Source organism: Paenibacillus solisilvae (assembly GCF_042656405.1).
GTDB classification, from domain to species: Bacteria; Bacillota; Bacilli; order Paenibacillales; family Paenibacillaceae; genus Paenibacillus_Z; species Paenibacillus_Z solisilvae.
On the sequence record NZ_JBHSOW010000043.1, the window covers coordinates 127,916 to 148,153 of the forward strand.

A 20,238-nucleotide genomic window follows, 5' to 3' on the forward strand; every position below is an offset into this window, starting at 1 on the left:
AATTTTAATGATCTAAAAAATCTCTCATTAAGGAAGGAGCTGGTTGATCTAACATTTCCTTTAAAAAAGCTGTTTCCCAAAAGTTACTTTTGTATTATACTTGGCCCTATTGGATGCACATTGACCGGTAAAGGATGATGAATCAATGCAAAAGCCTGAGGCAGAGCCCGTAACCTTGAATAAGGGAACACCAGGACAAGCTTGTCCCATTGCCAAAACCATCGATGTCATTGGAACGAAGTGGACTTTTCTCATCATTCGCGATCTTCTTATTGAAGGAACACTGCGGTTCAGCGAGCTGCTGAAAGCGATGGATAGGATTAGTCCAAAGACGCTCTCCCTTCGTTTAAGAGAGCTGGAGGAGAACGGCATTATTGAGCGTACCGTATTCCCCGAGGTCCCTCCTCGTGTGGAATATACCATCACAGAGAAGGGGAAACAGCTCGAGCGTATCTTCATCGAATTAAAACGATTTGGCCTCACCTTATAGCGCATACGACAAAAAAAGCCGGCCATTCCCCAAAGGGATTGGTTCGGCTTTATTTTTCAACATTAATAGTTAGCATCATTAAATACTTTGTCGATACGTGTAGAGTTAGCTGAACAAGTAATTCGACATTGATAGTTAACTTCATTAAATACTTTGTCTAAACATGTAGAGCTCGCTTAATCCTGATGTCCTTGTCTGTTGAACTGTCTGGCTGACGAAGCCAGTCAGCTTCCTCTAGGGAACAATATCCGATTGGCTGGATACAAGGAATCTCCATCCTGGACAGGATATAAATCCCGATACTTCGGGTTGTAATATTTCTTGCGGTAAGCAGTAGCGGTCACTCCTTTAACGACCTTAAATACCCGGCAAAAATAATTTTCATCTGAAAATCCAACTGTATATGCGATCTGCTTTACACTTTTCTCTTCATAGATTAACAGCTGGCAAGCCCGTTCAACCCGGCGCTGGATGATGACTTCACGCGGGGTCCGGCTTGTATAACGAACAAAAGAGCGTGACAGATGTTCATGCGTCCAACCCACTTTATGGGCAAGCTGTTCAATACTAATGGATTCTTCGAGATGCTTATCAATATATTCAAGAGCTTTAATAATTTGAAGCGGCATTTGATTCGAATCCGGCTCTGCAGGCTTATCGCTGAGAAGACCGTTAAGCTCCTCGAGTAAAGCAAGCAGCAGCGCTCCGCCCCGCTGCTGAATTCGATTGGGCAGCGTATAGGTAATCGTCAGAATTTGCTTCATCATAGCAGGCAGCAGCTCACCGATTATCGGAATATATGAAGGCTCGCCCGGAAGCAGAATTGGCAAGGGCAAGACGGCTGAGCTTGGTTGATTGAAATCAAAATGGACGAACAAATGACGTGACGGTTGAATCGGATCGTAAATATAAGTATGTGTTTCGTTCGGCCTCGTAAGAATAAAGCAGGGCTCGTTTAATATATACGTCCTTTGATCAACCGTATAAACGCTTCTTGTCCCATCAGGAAAATAAAGCAGCTCATAATCCTTTAATTGTCTGGGCCCAAGGCCAGTGCCGGCCTTCATCACGAAGTCGCCTGCAACTTTAATGGAGGGTAAGCCTCTGTTGGAATAGTCAAGCTCCGTACTGTTCGTATTTCTGTTCGCATCGCCATTCAAAGGCATACCCTCCTTCCCTATTCGTGCATGATGAAATGTATCAGGATCAGTGCTCGTAAATCATCTTACGCGTCATACCGCCATCAACGACAATATCCGCTCCCGTGACAAAGTCATTATCCGGTGCGGTCAAATACATGCAGGCTCGCACCACATCGTCAGGCCGGCCAACACGTCCTGCCGGATGCTGATCATGATCGATCTGGCGCAGCTCCCCGTAATCCCCATTTTCGATCCAGCCGGGACTGATGCAGTTCACAGTAATCCCATCTTGCCCGAGTGAAACGGCAAGCGCATGCGTTATGGCAGTAATACCGCCTTTGGAAGCTGCATAAGCTTCCCCTGAGGGCTCGGACATTCTCGCCCGGGTGGACGAAATATTAACAATTCGCCCGCCTCCGGTCACCCGCATTCGTTTAGCCGCTTCCCTGGAGCAAAGGAAAGTACCTCTCAGATTCACATTCAGCACATGATCCCATTCTTCGACTGTCAGCTCGTAAGGTGATTTCCAAATGCCAAAGCCGGCATTATTAATGAGGATATGCAGCGTGCCATACTCCTGCTGAATCCATTTAAACAGCTGCTCAATTTGGTCGGGACTGCCCAGGTCCGTTGCAAAGAATTGAGCGTGCCCGCCCTCATCTGCGATCTCCTCAGCGATTGCTTGTCCGTTAGATGTCCGCTTGTCTACGAGTACGACACGAGCGCCTTCCTTAGCGTAAGCTCTTGCCAAATGGCTGCCGATGCCTCCTGAAGCACCTGTAATGAGCACGATTTTACCGTCGTATGTAAGCATATCCCTCACTCCCTGCTTTTGTAGTTCCTAACGCTAACTATTACCTGTTCGGTTGTCTTTAGTGTAATCCTTTTCTCCTGCAGACAGCAACCTGGGCGATTACCCGAGGACTGGAACATACGTTCTGAGATCTGTTTACAAGCACTTCCCGCTCCTATAAAATGAATAGATAAGCCATTCGAACGACCTGAGGTGAATATGGAATGAATATTATCAAAATCAAAGATCGACAGGAGCTGGATCGCAAGACGCCATCCATGCCATGGTTCGTGGAGAAGTTCATTAACTACAAGCTGCCCGACCTCTCACCCTCGTCCCTGCTCGAATATATTCGCGATTATGACACTTTCTTCTCCTGGCTGCTGGCGGAAGGTTTGGCACAAGGCCCGACTTTCCGCGAGATCAAGCTTGATGAGCTCGAGAAGCTGCACATGGACAGCATTGATTCATTCAGAATGTTCTTAGCTACGAGGCAGTCAAATACGAATAGCAAAACGACCATTTCCCGCAAACTCTCCTCCCTTCGCTCATTATTTCATTATTTGAGCCAAATTGCAGAGGATGAGGAGTTTTACCCGCTTCTCAAGCGCAATGTGATGGCTAAAGTATCGATCAAACGAACGCAGAAACCGAAGGATACCGCCGCCCGGCTTGAAGGGAAGCTGCTTCAGGAGCAGGAAATTGATGAATTTATCGCCTACATTAATGAGGACTACGGCAAAGAAATCGCCAATAACAAGCAGGCCCTTTACGCTTACGTGAATAACCGGTTGCGGGACACGAGCATCGTAAGCCTGATTCTGAATTCCGGCCTTCGTGTATCTGAGGTATACAATATGAATGTCGATGATATCGATCTCAAGAAGAGATTACTGTACGTGTACCGGAAAGGGAAGAACGACGACACGTTCAAGACACCTGTTTATTTCCGCCAAGAAGCTATGCGTGACATCGAACAGTATTTGTCCTTAAGGGAGACGAAATATAAATCGCCCAAACGGGAAAAAGCGCTATTCCTCGCCATTGCCAATGGCAAGAAGGAAGGCTCGCGGATGACGAAGCGGGCGATACAAGAGATGGTAATCAAATACGCGAAGCGATTCGGAAAGCCTTATCTGTCCGTACATAAACTACGGCATTCATTCGCAACCGATTATTACCTGCGCAACGATCTGTACAAAACACAGGAGCAGCTTGGTCATGCTTCGCCGGAAACCACGCAAATCTATGCGCATCTAACCGATAAAACGATGGCTGAGGCTATTGACCGGCAGAAATAAATGTGAGATAAGAAACCCTGCCCCTTTTCGGTCCTGACTTGAGCGGTAACCTGCCGCGGAAGTCATAAGCTGAGAAGGAAGCAGGGGTTTTCATTAGATAAGGATGCTTTATTTCGCCAAAATTTCCCGAACAAGCGCAATCGCTTGATCGGCTCCAACCCGCTCCGCCGCATCCTTGGATCCGCGTTCCTTCAGCTCTACCAAACCATCGCTGATTGCTTTCCCAACAACAATCCGTATCGGCAGTCCGATCAGATCAGCATCCTTCAGCTTTACGCCCATCCGCTCATCCCGGTCATCAAGCAGCACGCGGATACCCGCTTCAGACAGCTCTGCGTAAAGCCGTTCCGCTGCTTCCTTCTGCACGGAATCCTGCAGCGATACCGGAATAAGGTGGACGTGATAAGGAGCAACCGCAGCCGGCCAAATCATTCCCTGTTCATCATGATGCTGTTCGATAATGGTCGCAAGAAGTCGCGTCACGCCTATCCCGTAGCAGCCCATAATAACGGACTGTTCCGAACCTCCGGCATTCATGAATGTTGCACCCATTGAATCGCTGTATTTGGTTCCAAGCTTGAACACATGACCAATTTCGATCCCCCGAACGGTCTGAAGCACACCGGACGGGCAGCAAGGACATCGCTGGCCTGCTTGAACATTCCGGAAATCGCCGACTTGTTCCGTTGAGAAATCCCTGCCTGGCACAACATGCCGTAAATGATAGTCTGTTTCGTTTGCACCCGTGACAGCCGCGCTCATCATAGCGACCGCGGCATCGACCAGCACCGGAATTCTCAGCCCGACTGGTCCTGCAAATCCACAAGCAGCCCCGGTAATGGACTTGACTGTTTCCTCATCCGCAAGCTCCAGCGTGATGGCGCTGAGCTGATTCAACACTTTGGTTTCATTGATCGAATGATCGCCTCTAACCAGAACAGCAACGGGATTGCCATCTGCCGCAAAGATCAAGGTTTTAATATATTGATCTGCGCCTATGCCGAGTCCATGGATAAGTTCCTCTATCGACTTCATGCCTGGCGTATGGAACTTCTCGGGAACATCCTCTTGATCAGAAGCAGCGGCGGAATCCCCGGGTATTCCTGAACCTGAACTTGCCTCTGCCCCTTTTGCTGCAGCTGATGAATCAAGCACACTAGTCGCTTTCTCCAAATTAGCTGCATAGCCGCAGGTATCGCAGGTCACAACTGTATCCTCGCCGGATTCGGCGATTGCCATGAATTCATGGGTCCCGCCTTCTCCTCCGATAGCACCCGCATCTGCCAGAACAGCACGGAAAGTTAAGCCGCAGCGTTCGAATATCCGGTGGTACGCATCATACATCGCTGTATAGGTATGGTCGAGATCCTCCCAGTTTGCTGCGAAGGAATAGGCGTCCTTCATGAGAAATTCCCGGCATCGAAGCAAGCCGGAACGAGGCCGGCGCTCATCACGAAACTTCGTTTGAAGCTGGAATAAAGTCACAGGCAGCTTCCGGTAAGAGTTTATTTCTTGTTCGATCAAAGAGGTAATCACCTCTTCATGAGTTGGACCAAGTACGAAGTCCCGCCCATTCCGATCATCAAGCCGGATAAGTTCCTGCCCATATACGTCATATCTGCCGGATTGATGCCATAGATCAGCAGGCTGAAGCGCTGGAAGCAGCACCTCCTGGGCGCCTGTATGTTCCATCTCCTCCCGGATAATGGCTTCAATATGGCGCAGTACACTTCGCCCTAGTGGCAGAAGCGAATAAATCCCAGCGGAAACCTGACGGATAAACCCTCCCTTAACGAGCCATTGATGACTGATGGCCTCAGCATCTGCTGGCACTTCCCGCAGCGTGGGCACGAAAGTCTTCGATTGTTTCATTCCAATCACCCTCTCCACGAAAAATAACGCGCACCCATCCCTGGTTAAGGGACGAGTGCGCGCTCGTGGTACCACCCAAAATTTGATTGGACCCCTATTGATTGAATGATGACCCCAATTATGGAATTGGAATCAGTGCAGCCGTCAACCAGGAATACAACTCTCTTCATCTGTAACGGGATTATCCGGCCGCAGATGCTTAGTTACGCTCTGCAAGCAACTACAAGGGAGGAAACCGAAATTACTGGCGAGGAGCGTCTCAGCAATCGGCTCCCTCTCTGTCCGCAGCGTCCGTTTACGGTCTATGTCCTTGATTATGGTTGTTGTGTCAATATTTTAATTTAAATTACACGATTTTGTCACACCTGTCAATGATATCTGTGCGGCAATCGCAACCATCTAAAGGCGGGGTGCGTATACAAAAAAGACAACCATCCCAAAAGAAAGCGGAGGTCATTATTTATCATGCTTAAAACCGCACTCGGCCGTTTCAGATTCATCGGTAATGCAGAAGGTACGTCTTATCTGGTGCTGCTCTTAATCGCGATGCCGCTCAAATATTGGGCGGACATGCCGCTGGCAGTGACCATCGTCGGTGCTTTGCACGGATTATTATTTACTTTATATCTATTCGCGCTGCTTCATGTGTGGATCGTCAAACGCTGGTCATTCCTGCGTGTTCTTATCGCGTTCCTGGTTGCCTTCATTCCAATAGGAACGTACGTTCTCGATGCGAAGCTTCGCAAAGAAGAGTAGCTCTTAACGATCCTTGTTGACAAGAACATCTTTCAACTTCTTTGGGGCTCGGGTTAGATAAGCATTCTGTATCGCACCGGCAATATCATCCCAGGCGGCATTGCGGTCAAGACGAACACCCACCCAGCCCAAATGCCCGACGTATGCGGGAATGTAGTAAATTTCCGGCTCCGACTCTACCAGCACAGCGGCAGCACCCGCAGGGGCCGCACACCAAATTGCGAGTTTCCCGTCACCATGATGATTATCGTGAGCATGCACAAATGCCTTTTTCTCCTGAATGAAGAAACTTGGAGCACCATGGCTCAACCGTTCACTGGTTTCTGGAAAAGAGAGACACAACCGCATAATTTGCGCAAGCAAAGCATTCATCCCATTCATTCCTCTCCTAAGCCAAGAATGACTATTCCCATTATTTCGAGAATGGTCATTCTTTTCCTTCTTTCACCCTTGAATCATTAAACGTTCTACCGCTTCTACTTTTGATCCGGTTAGGGTATGCTAATCGATAGTATAGATTCATGGGAGGCTGTTGAACTTGAAGATTGATAGTCCCAAGAAGCGGATGAGCTCTATTCAGCTTATCGTAACGCTGTATTTTGCCTGCGTTGCGGTCGCTTCAGTCCTGCTTTATTTGCCGTTATTTCATAAGCCTGGCGTTTCTCTAACCTTTATGGATGCCGTATTCACGGCAGCGAGTGCAATTAGCGTAACCGGATTATCGGTAATATCCATTAATGATATCTTTAATATCTGGGGCATTGTTCTACTTATTATCCTTTTCCAAATCGGCGGAATCGGCATTATGACGATGGGAACACTGGTATGGCTATTATTTGGCCAGAAAATAGGGTTGGAGCAGCGAATTCGCATTGCTGCGGATCACAATCGCTCCAAGCTCTCCGGCTTAGTCGCTCTTATGCGCGATATCATTGTTTTATCATTAGTGATTGAACTTATCGGCGCTCTCCTGCTCGGCAGTCATCTATTGATCACAGGGTATGAGAGCCGCTGGTATTGGGCGTACTTTCATGGGTTATTCGCCTCTGTCAGTGCGTTCACGAATGCAGGATTTGATGTCTATGGCAACTCATTACTGAGTTTCGCCAATGATTATATCTATCAAACCATCACGATGCTGCTGATTGTATGCGGCGCCATCGGTTTTCCTGTTCTAATCGAAGTAAGGGCTGCTTACGCACAGCGTAAGCTGATGAAATACCGTTATTCTCTGTTTACGAAAATTACGACGTTCACGTTCGTCATCCTTGTCGTTACAGGTACGCTGTTCATTCTGCTGTTCGAGCAGGATCGTCTTCTGCAGGGAAAAAGCTGGTATGAATCCTTGTTCATCGCCTTGTTTCATTCTGTTTCTTCCCGCAGCGGCGGGCTTGCAACGATTGATATCGGGCTGTTCTCTGCACCGACGCTTACGATGCTGGCGGGTATGATGTTTATCGGCGCATCACCGAGCAGTGTCGGCGGAGGAATCCGGACAACAACCATATTCGTCCTGGTTTTCTCTGTGCTTGCTGCGATGCGGGGGCATAAGAGCATCCGTGTCTTTAATAGAGAGCTTATCGACGAGGATATCAGCAGGGCTCACATCGTCTTCTTCACAGCCATTTCCTATATCGCGGCAAGTATGATCGTGTTGGGTGGAAGATCTGCCGTTCGAGCGATTGCTCTTCGAGCTCTGTTCGGCCTTCGGTACAACCGGCCTCAGTACAGGCATCACGGCTAGCCTGGGTGCAGTCAGCAAGCTTCTGCTGATACTTACGATGTTCATAGGGCGGATCGGGATCATGAATGTGATTCTATTTCTGAAGAAAGGAAATCAGGATACTCGTTTTCATTATCCGAAGGAACAAGTCATGATCGGCCAATAAACGAATTTCAGGTCCAATGCAGGCAGCATTGGACCTCTGTATTTTTACGATATCTTGGCTTTGGACGAATATGAGTTATTGGAAGTGATTATAACGCCAGAAACTCCTTAGCCTTTAATACGGCTAGCTTGACTTTTCCATTCGCGCTTTGTTCTAATCGCTCCAGCACATTTGGCGTTTCGGTATACAGCGGTGGATAGTGTATGGCTTTATAATGAATCGGAACTAATACGGATGCCTTTAACACAACAGCAGCAGAAACCGCTTGTTCCGGATTGAGGACAATCGGCTGTCCGCTTGGGGTTACGCCAGGAGGCTCGAGAACAGCCCCGTTTACCGGCAAACAAGCCGCATCGAACGGTCCGTAAGCCTTCTCTATTCTCCACCAGGAGCCATGCCATAACGTATCTCCGCAGTGAATAAGCTTCTTGCCTCCGCCTTCAACTACCCATGCAACCTGAGGATCCCCAAATCCATCTACAGAGAACGTTGCTGAAGCAGTCAAGGAACCAATCTCGATGCTTTGTCCCACGGTTACACCTTGTACGGACTTGAGTTCATGAGCGGCCGCCAAGGCAATTGACTCCTGCGGCATATACACAGGTATATCCGCCCCATAGTAAGTGGAAATCGCTGCCTGGTCAAAATGATCGCCATGATGATGAGTGATAAGTACAGCATCAACGGAACCAAATTCGTCAAGCGGATAAAATCGCTCATGGGGCTCACCATATTTGGCCGGAAAATGAAATAAGGGATCGATTACGATACTTGTCTGCTCGACCTCCACTCGAATACCTGCCCAAGGGAGTTTCTGAATCTTCATTGCTCATCCATCCTTTCTGAATGAAAGCTGAAATGAAATCGTTGGATTTTATAACCTTTAAAATAGTATTTAATTGGTTATATTTTCATTGTATCCGAATATTTATAACCTGTAAATATATATTTTAGTGGTTATAAAAAAGCATCTGTTGATCAAGCGTAAACGAATTACGCATAATCAACAGATGCGGATGTTAGCATTGCCGTCTATTCTTTGATCACCACACCTAAAAATTTGGAGAAAATGACAGTCTGAACAGCAGAAATGATGCAGCCTTGAAGATCCTCGATTGTCAAGCTAAGACCTTCGATCTCACAGCTGCTCAGGTCGATACCAGCCAAACTCGTGCCAGAGACCTCGGCCTGCTTTAATTGACACCGCTCGAACTGCATCTGTACTAGCTTACACGCATAGAAATCCGCTTGAACAAGCAGGCAATCTTGAAAAATACCTTGCTTCCAATCCGTAAATTGAAAATTTGCGTAGCTGCCGTTGCAGGAATCGAACCTGATATTCCGCAGTGTGGACGAACTGAGATTAATTCCAATGATTTTACAATTGATGAATTCTACGCGGTGCATGAGCGACTCGCTGAAATCTACGTTAGACAAGTCACATTTCTCAAAGCGCACATCGGTCAGCTCTGCATTTCGAAGCGAAACCTGGTTAAAGGTCACGTTCCGAAAGATGACTTTAGAAAAGACGGCTGCCTCCGCTGCTTGGTTCTCAATTAGGGTATCCGTAAAGAGGCATTCCGATATCTCTTCCTCCGGATAAATTTCCTGCTGTTCAATCATGTAGGGAGATATCATGGCTGGAATATTCGGCGGTGTGATTTTCATAAGTGAATACATCCTTTATTTGTTTACATAATTATAATTATGTTGATTATTTGACTCAGGATTCGCTGATTCCACAACAGGTTTTGTCGATTCTGCTGCTGGGGCAGCAGATTCAGCCGGTTCACCGCTATTCGAACCATGAGGCAAGGTCGTCTCCTTTCAAACCTCTCTATTCAATCCGAACTCTTCTCCCGGAATGGAAAGATTCTATCGCCGCATGCGCAAGCTTGAGTGCCCGCAGTCCGGCCTCTGCATGAACCGGCGGTGCTTGGCCCGAGCGGAAAGCTTGAATGATTTGTTCAACATGTAAGTCAAACGTCCGGTGGAACTCTCTCTCCCGGTCATTGAAATAACCGGCCTGCCATACTTCTGCCGTCTCGCTGCCTGCCTCTTGGTACGAAAAGCGGCGAACCGTGTCCTCAATTAGAACACGCCCCCGCGTCCCGTTCACTTCAAGGAACTGTGTATCCGCATAAGCGTAGGAAGAGTCATAGGAGCCGGTCATACTTCCAACCGCACCATTCTTGAAGCGAAGCGAAATAGACATCGAGCTGAACCCTTTACCTGTAATGTCGGTCATCTCCGCCATAACCGATTCAATGGGTCCCATCAAATATTCCAGAGAATCAAAGCCATGACACTGGGTTTCAATCAGATTCCCGTATGGATGCTCGTTGCCGCCTTCACCGCCAAAGCGCCAAGTGCCGAATACGAGTTCACCCAGCTTGTTTGCTTCGATTGTACGCTTGGCAAGCTGCATGGGTTTGGCATAGCGATGGTTGAAATTAATAGCGAAGAACAAATTCCGCTTTGCAGCTTCATCAAGCAAACGATCCGCCTCGGCGATATCGAATACAAGCGGCTTCTCCACGAGAAGCGGTATTCCAGCCTCTATAACAGTGAGTGTAGCATCGAAATGCGACTGATTCGGCAGACAGATCGTCACCAGATCCGGTTGTTCTTGCTCCAGCATGGCTTGAATATCTGTATAGCTGCGTGCATGGTACTTCTCCGCTCTCTCCCTTGTCCGCTCTTGCGTGCGCCCGACGACTGCACATAACTCAATCTGATGATGAGCTGACAGTACACGTGCATGCTGCTCTCCCCAGCCTCCGGCACCGATTATGGCTATCTTCGTTTTACGGCTGTCCTGATTTTGTATCCCGCTCATTGCTCTACCACCACTTTCCCGCACTGGCCGCTGAAGAACAAATCACTAGCTTCCTGCATTCGCTCGACAGGGAACCGATGCGTAATAATCTGAGATAAATATTCGCGATGAACACGCAATAATTGTGCATTTGCTTCAATTTCATGAAAAGCAAAATATTCGCTGCCTAAGACAGCCCGTTCAGGTCCGATTAAATCCGATGAAACTTCAAGATTCACCTCACCGCCATGTCCTACACAGACAAGAACACCGCGTTTGCTTAAATGATCCACACATGCCCGGCGCGCGCTTGTTTGCCCGCTGGAATCCAGCGCCGCATCAACCGCTTCAAGTCCGCCAGCCTTCAACCGGTCAGCAATGGACTCTTGATCTACACGGATCGGAATGCCGCCCAGGCGCTCCGCTAATTCAAGCCGATAAGGGTTGATATCTGTGATGAATACCGGTATTTCCCTGCCTAGAAGGATCTTTGCCATTGCCAGTATAGCAAGGCCAATAGGTCCCGCTCCTGCAACCAGAACAGATTCAATATCTTGACGCGCATGCACTGCGCGGCGTATCGCATGGCCCCCGGTTCCCATTATATCAAGCAGCAGGGTTGCATCAGCGAAAGGTAAGCCGGCGTCAATCGGGAAGAAAATATTCTCATGAACAACCATATATTCACCATATCCGCCATCCTGCGAGAAGCCGATATCCGCCCGCTTGGCCAGACATTGATTCGTAAAGCCCAGCTTACAGCTGCGGCATGAACCGCAGAAATCCATCAAAAATACAACACCCGGTGTCCCCGGTTTCACTATCGTTTCAGGGCCAGCAGCAGCGACGATACCAGCAGCTTCATGGCCTGGTGTAAGCCTGTCCGATCCATGCAGATAAAAACCCTTTTCTGATCCGCAAAGCGCATTCGCTTTGGAACGTATCAGCAGTTCTCCTGGACCCGGCACTGGGACATCCTTCTCCATAAAGGCGATTCTCTTCTCTCCAGTGAAGATCGGAGACTGCATTTTCTTCGGAATTTCTTTAATTAATGCCATTAATGAGTTCATAAGAAGACCTCCAATTATTCATGTAAAAAACATGTTATACTTTATCTCAATGTATACCATTCTACCTGTAATGACTCGAATACGCTTGCCTAAAACTTTGATTTTACTTGTCAAAAACAACGATTTATAATGACATCATGCCATGAAAGTTAGAGGAATGAGGTTTATATGCAGCAGAAAAGCTGGAATGATTATCCGATCCTGCCTTATGTTCGGCTTTGCTATCGATTCATAAGCTCGAACTTCTTCCAGGCAGAGAGAAGACTGCTTGATTATTTAATTCTGTTTCTGGAGAAAGGCACATACGAGTTAACGGTAGAGGGAACCGCCTACATGTTATACGAGGGTGATTTTGCCCTTATACAGCCCGGTATTCCATTCACGACCAAAGGCATCGGCGAATGTGTTGTCCCAAATGCTCATCTGGATTGGTTCTATAACGCTGAACGGTCGAAAAGCTTCGTTACGACGCCGGGTCAAACCCATATCGACGGTTATATGAATCTTCTTCAGCCGCAGCTTAATGATTTCCCGTCGATCCGGCTTCCTGTAAAGCTCTATCCAGAGCAGCCGCTGAAATGCAGGGATACACTCTACCGCATGATTGAACATTTTAAGCATAATGACATTCGAAGTATGCTTACTGTGCAAAAGCTGGCTACAGAGCTGCTGCTGCTTTTGCTGGGCAGTGACGGGAACACCTCAGCTGGCTCCAATGAGTTTGAAGAGCAGCAGTTCGTTAATAAAATGAATGCTTTCCTTTCCTTTCATCTCTCTACGCCGCTTACAGTCGATAAGATGGCCAAGCATGCCGGATATTCAGATTCCCATTTCTCCACCGTATTCATCGCGAATTTCGGTTCAACGCCTCATCAATATTTAGTAAAGCTGCGGATTCAGAAGGCCCGCGAGCTCCTATCGACGACTTCGCTTAATCTGGAACTTATTGCGGAATACTGCGGTTTCGGCAGCGCTTCCCACTTATCCAAAGCATACAAGAGTCAAACTGGATTGTCCCCAAGAGAATACCGACGCTCCTTATCCTGAATTTGCAAGAGGCAGCCGTATATCGTATATCGCTGTGAACGGAAAAAAGCGGTGAATGTCAATTGGCATTCACCGCTTTTGATCACGTCGCCTTCCCTCTACTTATACCCTTGAAATCCCAGTGCAGATAAGCCCTGGTCAGGATGAACCTCAGCCGCCAGTCGTCCATCAGACGTGCCCGGCTTCAAGGGAAGCGGATTCGTAAGTTGCCCCGCCTTGAGCAGGCAAATGTTTAATGCTGTTAATAATTTTCGCTCCCCACGTCTCCTCCGCTTTCATTGTAAATCTCCGTTTAAATCGTTTTATTAGGCGGCTGCCTTCCCTTTCATCAGAGAAGTGTTTTTCCCGCCAATCTCATTTCCTCATCCTCTTGTACGGACTGGCTTCCTTCCTGGAATATCCCCTCCAGATAAGCCTTCAAGTCCACCCGGATCGGCATAACATACATGTTCGAGTTGGTCGCTCTGCTGAATGCTGTAACGTTCTTGGCGAATTCAATATTCCACTCCATCGTCGGCTGAAAGTCTCGAGGGAAAATCGCATGATTTTTCGTCTCCCAATAATTCCGGGACTTAGGACTGATTACCGGCGACACCCCCCAGAACACCTCCACATTATGGAGCAGCTCGCTGTATACCTCCATCAGGCGTAGATCAAAGAAAGGCTGCGTGAAGAATCCATCCGCACCTGCGTCAAGCTTTCGCCCGATGTACTCGTATTCCATTTTGAAATTATTGCGATAGGGATCAATTGCACTAAAAACTTTGATATGGGGGCTCTCCTGCTTTATTTTCCTGATAAAATCGATGCTTGTGGTCGGATACACATTGCGGTTCATATCCTGAGGCAAATCTCCCGTCACTGCCAGTACTTGAGTAATAGAATGATGATCCAAATACTGCAGCAGATCGAGCCTTTCCTTAAGATTAAAATCAATTGCACGAATATGAGGAATTGCATGGTCATAATACGGTTTGGCCAAGGCGGCGCCTTCCCAGCTGCGAGTCTGAAATCTTAACAGATCCGGAATATTAACGGTATTAACAATCGGGAAATTGGATTGAATCAGCTGCAGTTCATGGTCCAGCTGCTCGATGTTTCTAGGGATAAGTTCAACGGATATAACTTCTACACGTCCATTCTGAGGTATCGTTCGTTTGTCTGATAAAGTACCAGCCTGCCGATTATAATCTGAAGGTAGATATAATGGATTTGAGTCGGTGTGATCGGCTCAAAGTAATATTCACCATTCCACCTCAAATTACCTTGTTAATATGATCAAAAGGAGCTGTCTGAAGGTAGAAATTCTCTACTCAGACAGCTCCCTGATTACCGATTAAACCCGTTCTTTGGAATTCGGTTGATTGCTCATCTTGAATTTGATTGTCGCTCCTGCCGCAAGCTCCTGATGGGTAAAATACAGCCGATGGTCATAAGGGGTTACATGAATCCTTGGCTGTTTAGTTCATTTCATTGATATCCGCTGGATATACAAGTCCCTGCTGTTTACGCGCTTCATCTAATACTGCCATTACAGCCAATGAGTTCGCATGCGAGTTAACCGTTGATTCGGTCTGCTTGCTGCGAATCAGGTCCATGAATACTTGCGTTTCATAATACATTGTAGGCCTGTCGGCAGGTCTTGATATATCCTGAATGCGTCCATCTCTGTATTGAATCTCAATCTTCTGCGGATCGCTGATGCTGTCAATGACGATGCTGCCCGCTTCCCCTTGAATTTCTGAAGGAATGGACGATTGACTAATCTTCGAATACATGACGACGGCTTCCATCTCTTCATACCGCGCAACTAAGCTTCCCTGTCCGTCGACTCCGGACTCCAGCAGCATTCCCGTTGCTCTAATCTCTTTCGGCTCGCCGAAAAGCACGATCAGCGGATAGATACAATAGACGCCAAGATCCATCAGAGCTCCGTTTGAATAGATCGGATTGAAAGCATTCAGCACTTGCCCTGCCTTATAAGCATCATAGCGGGATGAATATTGGCAGTAGTTCGCAAAATAGCGGCGTACCTTCCCGATCTCAGGCAAATGCTCCGTGATCGATTGAAAGCTTGGAAGCAGCGTGCTCTTGAGCGCTTCCATGAAGACCACGTTGTGCTGGGATGCAGCTTCAATCATTTGCTTGAGCTCAGCCGTATTCGATGCGGCGGGCTTCTCGCATAATACATGCTTCCCATGACTCATGCATAAGACTGCATGCTTCGCATGATAGGAGTTAGGGGATGCGATATACACCGCATCCAGCTCCCCGCTGCGCGCCATCTCTTCCAGATCTATAAAGGTATGCGCAATGCCGTGTTTAGCTGCAAAGTCATCCGCTTTCTCCTGTGTTCTGGAATAGACCGCAGTTAATTCGAAGCCTTCCGCTTCTCTTGCAGCTTGAATGAAACGCTCTGTAATCCAGTTTGTGCCGATAATCCCGAATCGAATGTTCATAGTTCCTCCTTGGCGATTGCTTGTCGTTAGTTAAGTAATGAATGGTTTCCCTTAACTAGACTAGCCTTTTATCGCCCCCTCGGCAATCCCCTGCACGATATAACGCTGAAAAATCAGATAGAAAGCGATTACAGGTAAGGATAATCATAAGGGCGATAAGTTTGCGGCGGCAGCTGCCGGTGAAGGATTCAATTACCTGCTTACTGGCCAAGAGCAACTTCTTACGCAGACGATTCGGTATGGATTTGACCCTTCCTTCTGTCCTAATCGTGGAGGTTTGCTCAACTCAATTCTTGCCAATTCTGTAACAATGATTCTTATAGTCGTTCATAATAGCAACAAAAGCTCACTCTAGACAATAGAAAAAAGCCGCACGAGGTGCGGCTCAGATCCACCCTGAAGTCCTATTCAGAACCAGGAAATAACAGTGAATATTGAAGAACAGCCAGTTCCTGTTTGTTTAATGAGCGCTTGGAACCATAATCGGTGAACCCGTCTGCTGCTGTGCTTACTTCCGGGCCATAAAGTTTCAGGTTCACCATCAAGCTGACGGCAGAAACGGCCCAATAATCCGTACCGGGTGCCAATTTCGCCGGTAATCTGGGAGTTTGTTGGCCGCTGACAGCAGCCAACAGCCGTTCTATGACGACAGCCGCTTCCTCACGAAGAATTGGCCGATTCGGCTCGAAATTCCCCTTGCTTGTACCCGTCAACAACCCGATTTCCTTCGCTGCTTGAATCTCTGCTTCATAGGGTGAACCGCCCGTATCCTTGAAGTCCGAAGGATTCGCAGAAGGCGGCAAACTGAATTGCTGCACTAATGCATGTATAAACTCAGCACGGCTGACCGTATCCGTTGCCCGGAAAGGCTTGTTCGGATCATCCTTAATCAATCCAATCGATTGATTTGCATGAATATAAGAAGCAAAAGGGTGATTGTCAGGAATGTCCGGGAAGCCCGCCGCAGCCGGTGTCTTCGCTGCATAGCCGACCGGATTCGGATATTTGAGATAGCTTACTTGCCCTTGATCATCCAGCTTAAATGCAAGCGGCGAACCCGCTTCATCGATGAACAAAAGCTTCCCTGCCTGTTTAAACTCATGACGCCCGCTGACAATGTCGAATGTGATCAGCTTCCCGGGCCCCGCTGCTGTTACACGTGTTACTAATGCCGAAGTTCTCAGGTCCTTATATAACCCCTCAAAATTGGCGCGAAGTTCTTCTTCGGACTGCTGCACGTAACCCGGATCTCCAATATCCTTCGTATGACCGGAATAGTAATGATCCATAAACGCAGAAATCAGCGCATCTCGCAGATCTCCATTCTTATTGTAAGTTACAAAAATACCGACCTTGCTCTCCGGCATCAGCCACAGCAGCGAGCTGAACCCAAGTATGTCGCCTCCCTTGGTTATAGTAAACAAACCTTTTGTCTGCACCGGATTGGGAGCCTCGAAGCCATAGGTGGTATCCGGAACGGAAGGATCGATGGACATATGATAGGTAGACATCGCTTTGACCGATTCCGGACTTAGTATCACTGTACCATCGGCAGCTTTGCCGCTATTCATGAAGGCGTTCATGAACCTCGCCATATCGGCCGAGGTCGTAATCATACCGCCCTCGGGAAGCGGGTTTGGCTGTAGACGATAGGCAGGAACCGCAGCTCCTGCAGCATCATAACTAACAGCCAGCCTATTTTCCAAATCCTCCGTTTGCGTGAAACTGGATGAGGTCATGCCAAGAGGCTTGAACATGTGATTCGCCATATAGAGGCCGAAGGCTTCGCCGCTCACCTTCTCAACAATATAGCCCTGCAGTCGCGAAGCAAAATTATCGTACATGTAAGAAGTTCCCGGTTCACGTACGACTGGAGGGAAATCTGTGAAAATGGAATCTTTAAGCGCCATGGCTGGCGCTGCAGGTTCGAAGAGGAAATTGCTGTTATTCGGGTCCCGAATCTCAAAGCCGGTTGTATGTGTGAGCAAGTTTGCAATGGTAACGGGTTTATTGAAGGGATTAGTCAGCTTAAATCCGTCTAAGTATTTCTCTATATTATCCTCCAGCGAAAGCTTACCTTGATCCACGAGCTGAATGATTGCAGCTGCTGTGAATACCTTCGAGACCGAAGCGATCCGGAATGTGGTTTGCTCCGCACTCACCGGCTGCTTGGCAATCTGATCTACGATGCCGTAGCCCTTGGCGGCAAGCACCTGGCCATCACGGACAACAGAGACCGAGACTGCTCCTGCCTTTTGCTTAATCGAACTGCTTGCGAATAATTGATCAAGAAAGGCTTGTACCTCTGCTGCTTCGCGCGGCCCGTCAGATAGAGCCGGTTCAGGATTCGCGAATGGAACTGCCGGTACAGCAGAAGCTCCCTGGGTCAAATTAACGGGAACACTAAATTCGATTGGATTCATCTGCTCAGCATATACACTCGCACTTGTCAGGCTAAGAACAACTGCTGCAGATATAATTATGGTCATACTGCGTATTCGACGAGATTTCAAAACACAGCCCTCCTTATGGATAGTCAGGAATGAATTTCCATCTCCATCTTAGCTGTATTTACATTTCCTGTAACTAGACTTAAGACCAGTCTTCCCTGCGACGTTAGTTGGATTCTACCGCTTCCACGGTTCCCCTCCTACAAGCGATGCTTCTGCACAACAAACGTAATCCAATTGGACCTGAATTCGATATCCCTGCCCGCCTTGCTTTCATGAATGAGATAAGGGACTTGAGTATGTACAAGAATGTCCCAATCTTTATACAGCTCCTTAAGGACAGTAACTGCACGCTCTGATTTCATATTAAGCTCAATTACACCCTCTGTAATCACGCCTGAACCAAGATCAACCTCCTCGATTTCTGTATTGATCAAAATATTGATTCCGCCAGCCTTCGTCCCTTCAATGATACGTGTCACTACCATGCGGAATGCCTCCTTACTTGAAACATGCTCCAAAGATGAACAGGCGATCACGTAATCGTAGTGATTGCGTTTAATTGCATAGAATTCCACATCAGCAGCCTCAACTGCGATACGATCATTGACGTTGTATTGCTCCGCATTTGCAAGCAGCTTCTCGATTGCACCGGGGAGCAGGTCAATACAGGTAACTGTACCGCTGCTTTCTTTCATTCTCTGTGCGATCGGGATGCTGTTTCTCCCAACCCCGCATCCATGAACTGGACAGAGTCAGAACTCTGTCCCACGTATTTTCGCAAAAATAACGGTATCTCTTAAGCAGCCGTCCACATCACATTTATCAGCCCGAAGGATTCCTTCTTTGGTGAAACCGAGACGTTCCGCAACATGAATGCTCCGTAAATTTCTTGAATCGCATCTAATCTCCACCCGATTGGCTTGTAATTCTTGAATGGCAAACTGTGTAATTCTTTCCACCGCTTCTGTAATATAACCTTGACCGCTGCTGGAAGTGCGAACCCAATATCCGATTTCAAACTTCCTTGCATGCCAGTCTATCCGGTGCAGTCCGCTGCCGCCAATGAATTGACTTGTTTGCTTATGGATTAAATAGAGCCTCAGGTCTGATCGCTCTGTGAATCTGATATTTCCTTCGCGTGAGATGATCTCTGATTCTTCTATTGTCGGAACTTGCTGTGCCCATGGCATCCAAGGCCGCAGTTCTTCGATGCTTTCTTTGATCGCTTCGTTAACCCTTGCACCATCCCCGCGTAATGGAGTGCGTATGATAAGCCGCTTGCTCTCGAATCGGTCTGGAAACGAGAGTAATATAGGATTGCAGATCTCCAGTTTCATAGATACGCCTCCAAATAATTATTCGAAGAATTAGTAGATCCTTGGATACAACCAAGCGAATTTTCGACACAATCATTTAATGTCATTAACTATCTTGCAATTTCCCTCTCCATACATTCGTTTGAATTCCGTTCCTCTTCTGAATGCCGTGTTCAAAACCCTTCATACTTGCTTTGAGGTACATTTTACCATGTCAGCTAATCTTCTGGATATAAAAAAAGAACCCACAAAAGTGTGAGTTCCGGCCCGATTATTAATATCATTAAATACTTGCTTATTCATCAGCAATCTGAAGCACAATGCGGCCCCGTCCATGTCCGGTCTGGCTGAGTTCATGGGCTTTGCTGCATACGCAATTTGAAATACAGTTAGGAAACCTTGATGTCCCTTCGTTCATGACAGGGCCCAGTTTGCGGTTTCTCATCGCCATCGCTGAGAATGAACCGATCCGAATGAGCGAGCTCGCCGCCAAAATCGGGATTAAAGCTCGTACCGTCACACAGTTTGTTGATGCGCTGGAGCAGGAAAACATGCTAATACGCGTTCCGGATTCGGAGGATCGCCGCGCTACTTTCTTACGGCTCACAGATGCGGCCCCGCCACTAATCCAACATGCACGAAATGCCATGAGCGAAGCGTCAGAGCAAGTAGTAGGATCATTGTCTCCCGAGAACCGCAGGCTATTACTTAACCTGCTTAAACAACTCAACAGTTGTTCAGGTTCTTAAAAATTTCTTTACCGACCGTGCTGCTTCCAGCGGTGAATGTCTGTTTTCAGGAGCCAGATGATCAAGATTAGGCAGTACTTCTG

Annotated in this window: 17 protein-coding genes and 2 pseudogenes; 6 read left to right on the top strand and 13 right to left on the bottom strand. The window is 47.6% G+C overall.

Annotated features, from left to right (window positions below):
* The first annotated feature begins 145 nt into the window (after positions 1-145).
* A complete protein-coding gene (locus ACFPYJ_RS12880) occupies positions 146-490 on the top strand; it encodes a winged helix-turn-helix transcriptional regulator (RefSeq protein WP_379188549.1) in 345 nt (114 codons plus the stop codon).
* Positions 491-714: 224 nt separating this feature from the next.
* On the opposite strand, the gene ACFPYJ_RS12885 is transcribed toward ACFPYJ_RS12880, so the two are convergent.
* Together ACFPYJ_RS12885 and ACFPYJ_RS12890 are read right to left on the bottom strand one after the other, a co-directional pair.
* Complete coding sequence (locus ACFPYJ_RS12885) at positions 715-1,650, bottom strand: helix-turn-helix domain-containing protein (protein WP_379188550.1); 936 nt, start codon at positions 1,648-1,650, stop codon at positions 715-717.
* 46 nt (positions 1,651-1,696) lie between these two features.
* Positions 1,697-2,446 (bottom strand): SDR family NAD(P)-dependent oxidoreductase, encoded by a 750-nt coding sequence (locus ACFPYJ_RS12890; protein ID WP_379188551.1) that lies wholly within the window; start codon positions 2,444-2,446, stop codon positions 1,697-1,699.
* A gap of 203 nt (positions 2,447-2,649) precedes the next feature.
* Here ACFPYJ_RS12890 and xerS point away from each other — a divergent pair, with 203 nt between their 5' ends.
* The gene (xerS, locus tag ACFPYJ_RS12895) at positions 2,650-3,726 is read left to right on the top strand and encodes a tyrosine recombinase XerS (RefSeq protein WP_379188552.1); all 1,077 of its coding nucleotides are present in this window, start codon (positions 2,650-2,652) and stop codon (positions 3,724-3,726) included.
* 108 nt (positions 3,727-3,834) lie between these two features.
* Here the strand turns inward: xerS and ACFPYJ_RS12900 are convergent, their stop codons facing one another.
* Positions 3,835-5,598 carry a proline--tRNA ligase gene (locus ACFPYJ_RS12900; RefSeq protein WP_379188553.1) on the bottom strand — a complete coding sequence of 588 codons (1,764 nt, stop codon included), beginning with the start codon at positions 5,596-5,598 and terminating at the stop codon, positions 3,835-3,837.
* Between the two features lie 465 nt (positions 5,599-6,063).
* Between ACFPYJ_RS12900 and ACFPYJ_RS12905 the strand changes: the two genes are divergently transcribed.
* Complete coding sequence (locus tag ACFPYJ_RS12905) at positions 6,064-6,354, top strand: DUF3817 domain-containing protein (protein ID WP_379188554.1); 291 nt, start codon at positions 6,064-6,066, stop codon at positions 6,352-6,354.
* Positions 6,355-6,357: 3 nt separating this feature from the next.
* Here the strand turns inward: ACFPYJ_RS12905 and ACFPYJ_RS12910 are convergent, their stop codons facing one another.
* Entirely contained in the window at positions 6,358-6,726 is a 369-nt protein-coding gene (locus ACFPYJ_RS12910) for an MmcQ/YjbR family DNA-binding protein (protein ID WP_379188555.1), read from the bottom strand.
* Positions 6,727-6,919: 193 nt separating this feature from the next.
* Here ACFPYJ_RS12910 and ACFPYJ_RS12915 point away from each other — a divergent pair.
* Positions 6,920-8,243, top strand: a pseudogene (locus ACFPYJ_RS12915) (TrkH family potassium uptake protein).
* 88 nt (positions 8,244-8,331) lie between these two features.
* Here ACFPYJ_RS12915 and ACFPYJ_RS12920 read toward each other — a convergent pair.
* The 4 genes from ACFPYJ_RS12920 to ACFPYJ_RS12935 form a co-directional block, all read right to left on the bottom strand.
* A complete protein-coding gene (locus tag ACFPYJ_RS12920) occupies positions 8,332-9,069 on the bottom strand; it encodes an MBL fold metallo-hydrolase (protein WP_379188556.1) in 738 nt (245 codons plus the stop codon).
* Positions 9,070-9,275: 206 nt separating this feature from the next.
* Entirely contained in the window at positions 9,276-9,911 is a 636-nt protein-coding gene (locus ACFPYJ_RS12925) for a pentapeptide repeat-containing protein (protein ID WP_379188557.1), read from the bottom strand.
* Between the two features lie 169 nt (positions 9,912-10,080).
* The gene (locus ACFPYJ_RS12930) at positions 10,081-11,082 is read right to left on the bottom strand and encodes a Gfo/Idh/MocA family protein (protein ID WP_379188558.1); all 1,002 of its coding nucleotides are present in this window, start codon (positions 11,080-11,082) and stop codon (positions 10,081-10,083) included.
* Positions 11,079-12,131 carry an alcohol dehydrogenase catalytic domain-containing protein gene (locus ACFPYJ_RS12935; RefSeq protein ID WP_379188559.1) on the bottom strand — a complete coding sequence of 351 codons (1,053 nt, stop codon included), beginning with the start codon at positions 12,129-12,131 and terminating at the stop codon, positions 11,079-11,081. The genes ACFPYJ_RS12930 and ACFPYJ_RS12935 overlap by 4 nt, the downstream gene beginning before the upstream one ends.
* Positions 12,132-12,299: 168 nt before the next feature.
* Between ACFPYJ_RS12935 and ACFPYJ_RS12940 the strand changes: the two genes are divergently transcribed.
* Positions 12,300-13,178, top strand: coding sequence for a helix-turn-helix domain-containing protein (locus ACFPYJ_RS12940; RefSeq protein WP_379188560.1), 879 nt, complete (start codon positions 12,300-12,302; stop codon positions 13,176-13,178).
* A gap of 328 nt (positions 13,179-13,506) precedes the next feature.
* Here the strand turns inward: ACFPYJ_RS12940 and ACFPYJ_RS12945 are convergent, their stop codons facing one another.
* From ACFPYJ_RS12945 to ACFPYJ_RS12965, 5 genes and pseudogenes are all read right to left on the bottom strand, one after another.
* On the bottom strand, positions 13,507-14,160 hold the full coding sequence (locus ACFPYJ_RS12945; RefSeq protein WP_379188561.1) for a methylenetetrahydrofolate reductase: 654 nt from the start codon (positions 14,158-14,160) through the stop codon (positions 13,507-13,509).
* Between the two features lie 478 nt (positions 14,161-14,638).
* Positions 14,639-15,637 carry a Gfo/Idh/MocA family protein gene (locus tag ACFPYJ_RS12950; RefSeq protein ID WP_379188562.1) on the bottom strand — a complete coding sequence of 333 codons (999 nt, stop codon included), beginning with the start codon at positions 15,635-15,637 and terminating at the stop codon, positions 14,639-14,641.
* Positions 15,638-16,041: 404 nt separating this feature from the next.
* On the bottom strand, positions 16,042-18,150 hold the full coding sequence (locus ACFPYJ_RS12955; RefSeq protein ID WP_379188563.1) for a serine hydrolase: 2,109 nt from the start codon (positions 18,148-18,150) through the stop codon (positions 16,042-16,044).
* Positions 18,151-18,287: 137 nt separating this feature from the next.
* Positions 18,288-18,815 (bottom strand): annotated as a pseudogene (locus tag ACFPYJ_RS12960) (class I SAM-dependent methyltransferase); the annotation flags it as partial.
* A gap of 27 nt (positions 18,816-18,842) precedes the next feature.
* Positions 18,843-19,427 (bottom strand): GNAT family N-acetyltransferase, encoded by a 585-nt coding sequence (locus ACFPYJ_RS12965; RefSeq protein ID WP_379188564.1) that lies wholly within the window; start codon positions 19,425-19,427, stop codon positions 18,843-18,845.
* A gap of 395 nt (positions 19,428-19,822) precedes the next feature.
* Between ACFPYJ_RS12965 and ACFPYJ_RS12970 the strand changes: the two genes are divergently transcribed.
* A complete protein-coding gene (locus tag ACFPYJ_RS12970) occupies positions 19,823-20,155 on the top strand; it encodes a MarR family winged helix-turn-helix transcriptional regulator (protein WP_379188565.1) in 333 nt (110 codons plus the stop codon).
* Positions 20,156-20,238: the final 83 nt, after the last annotated feature.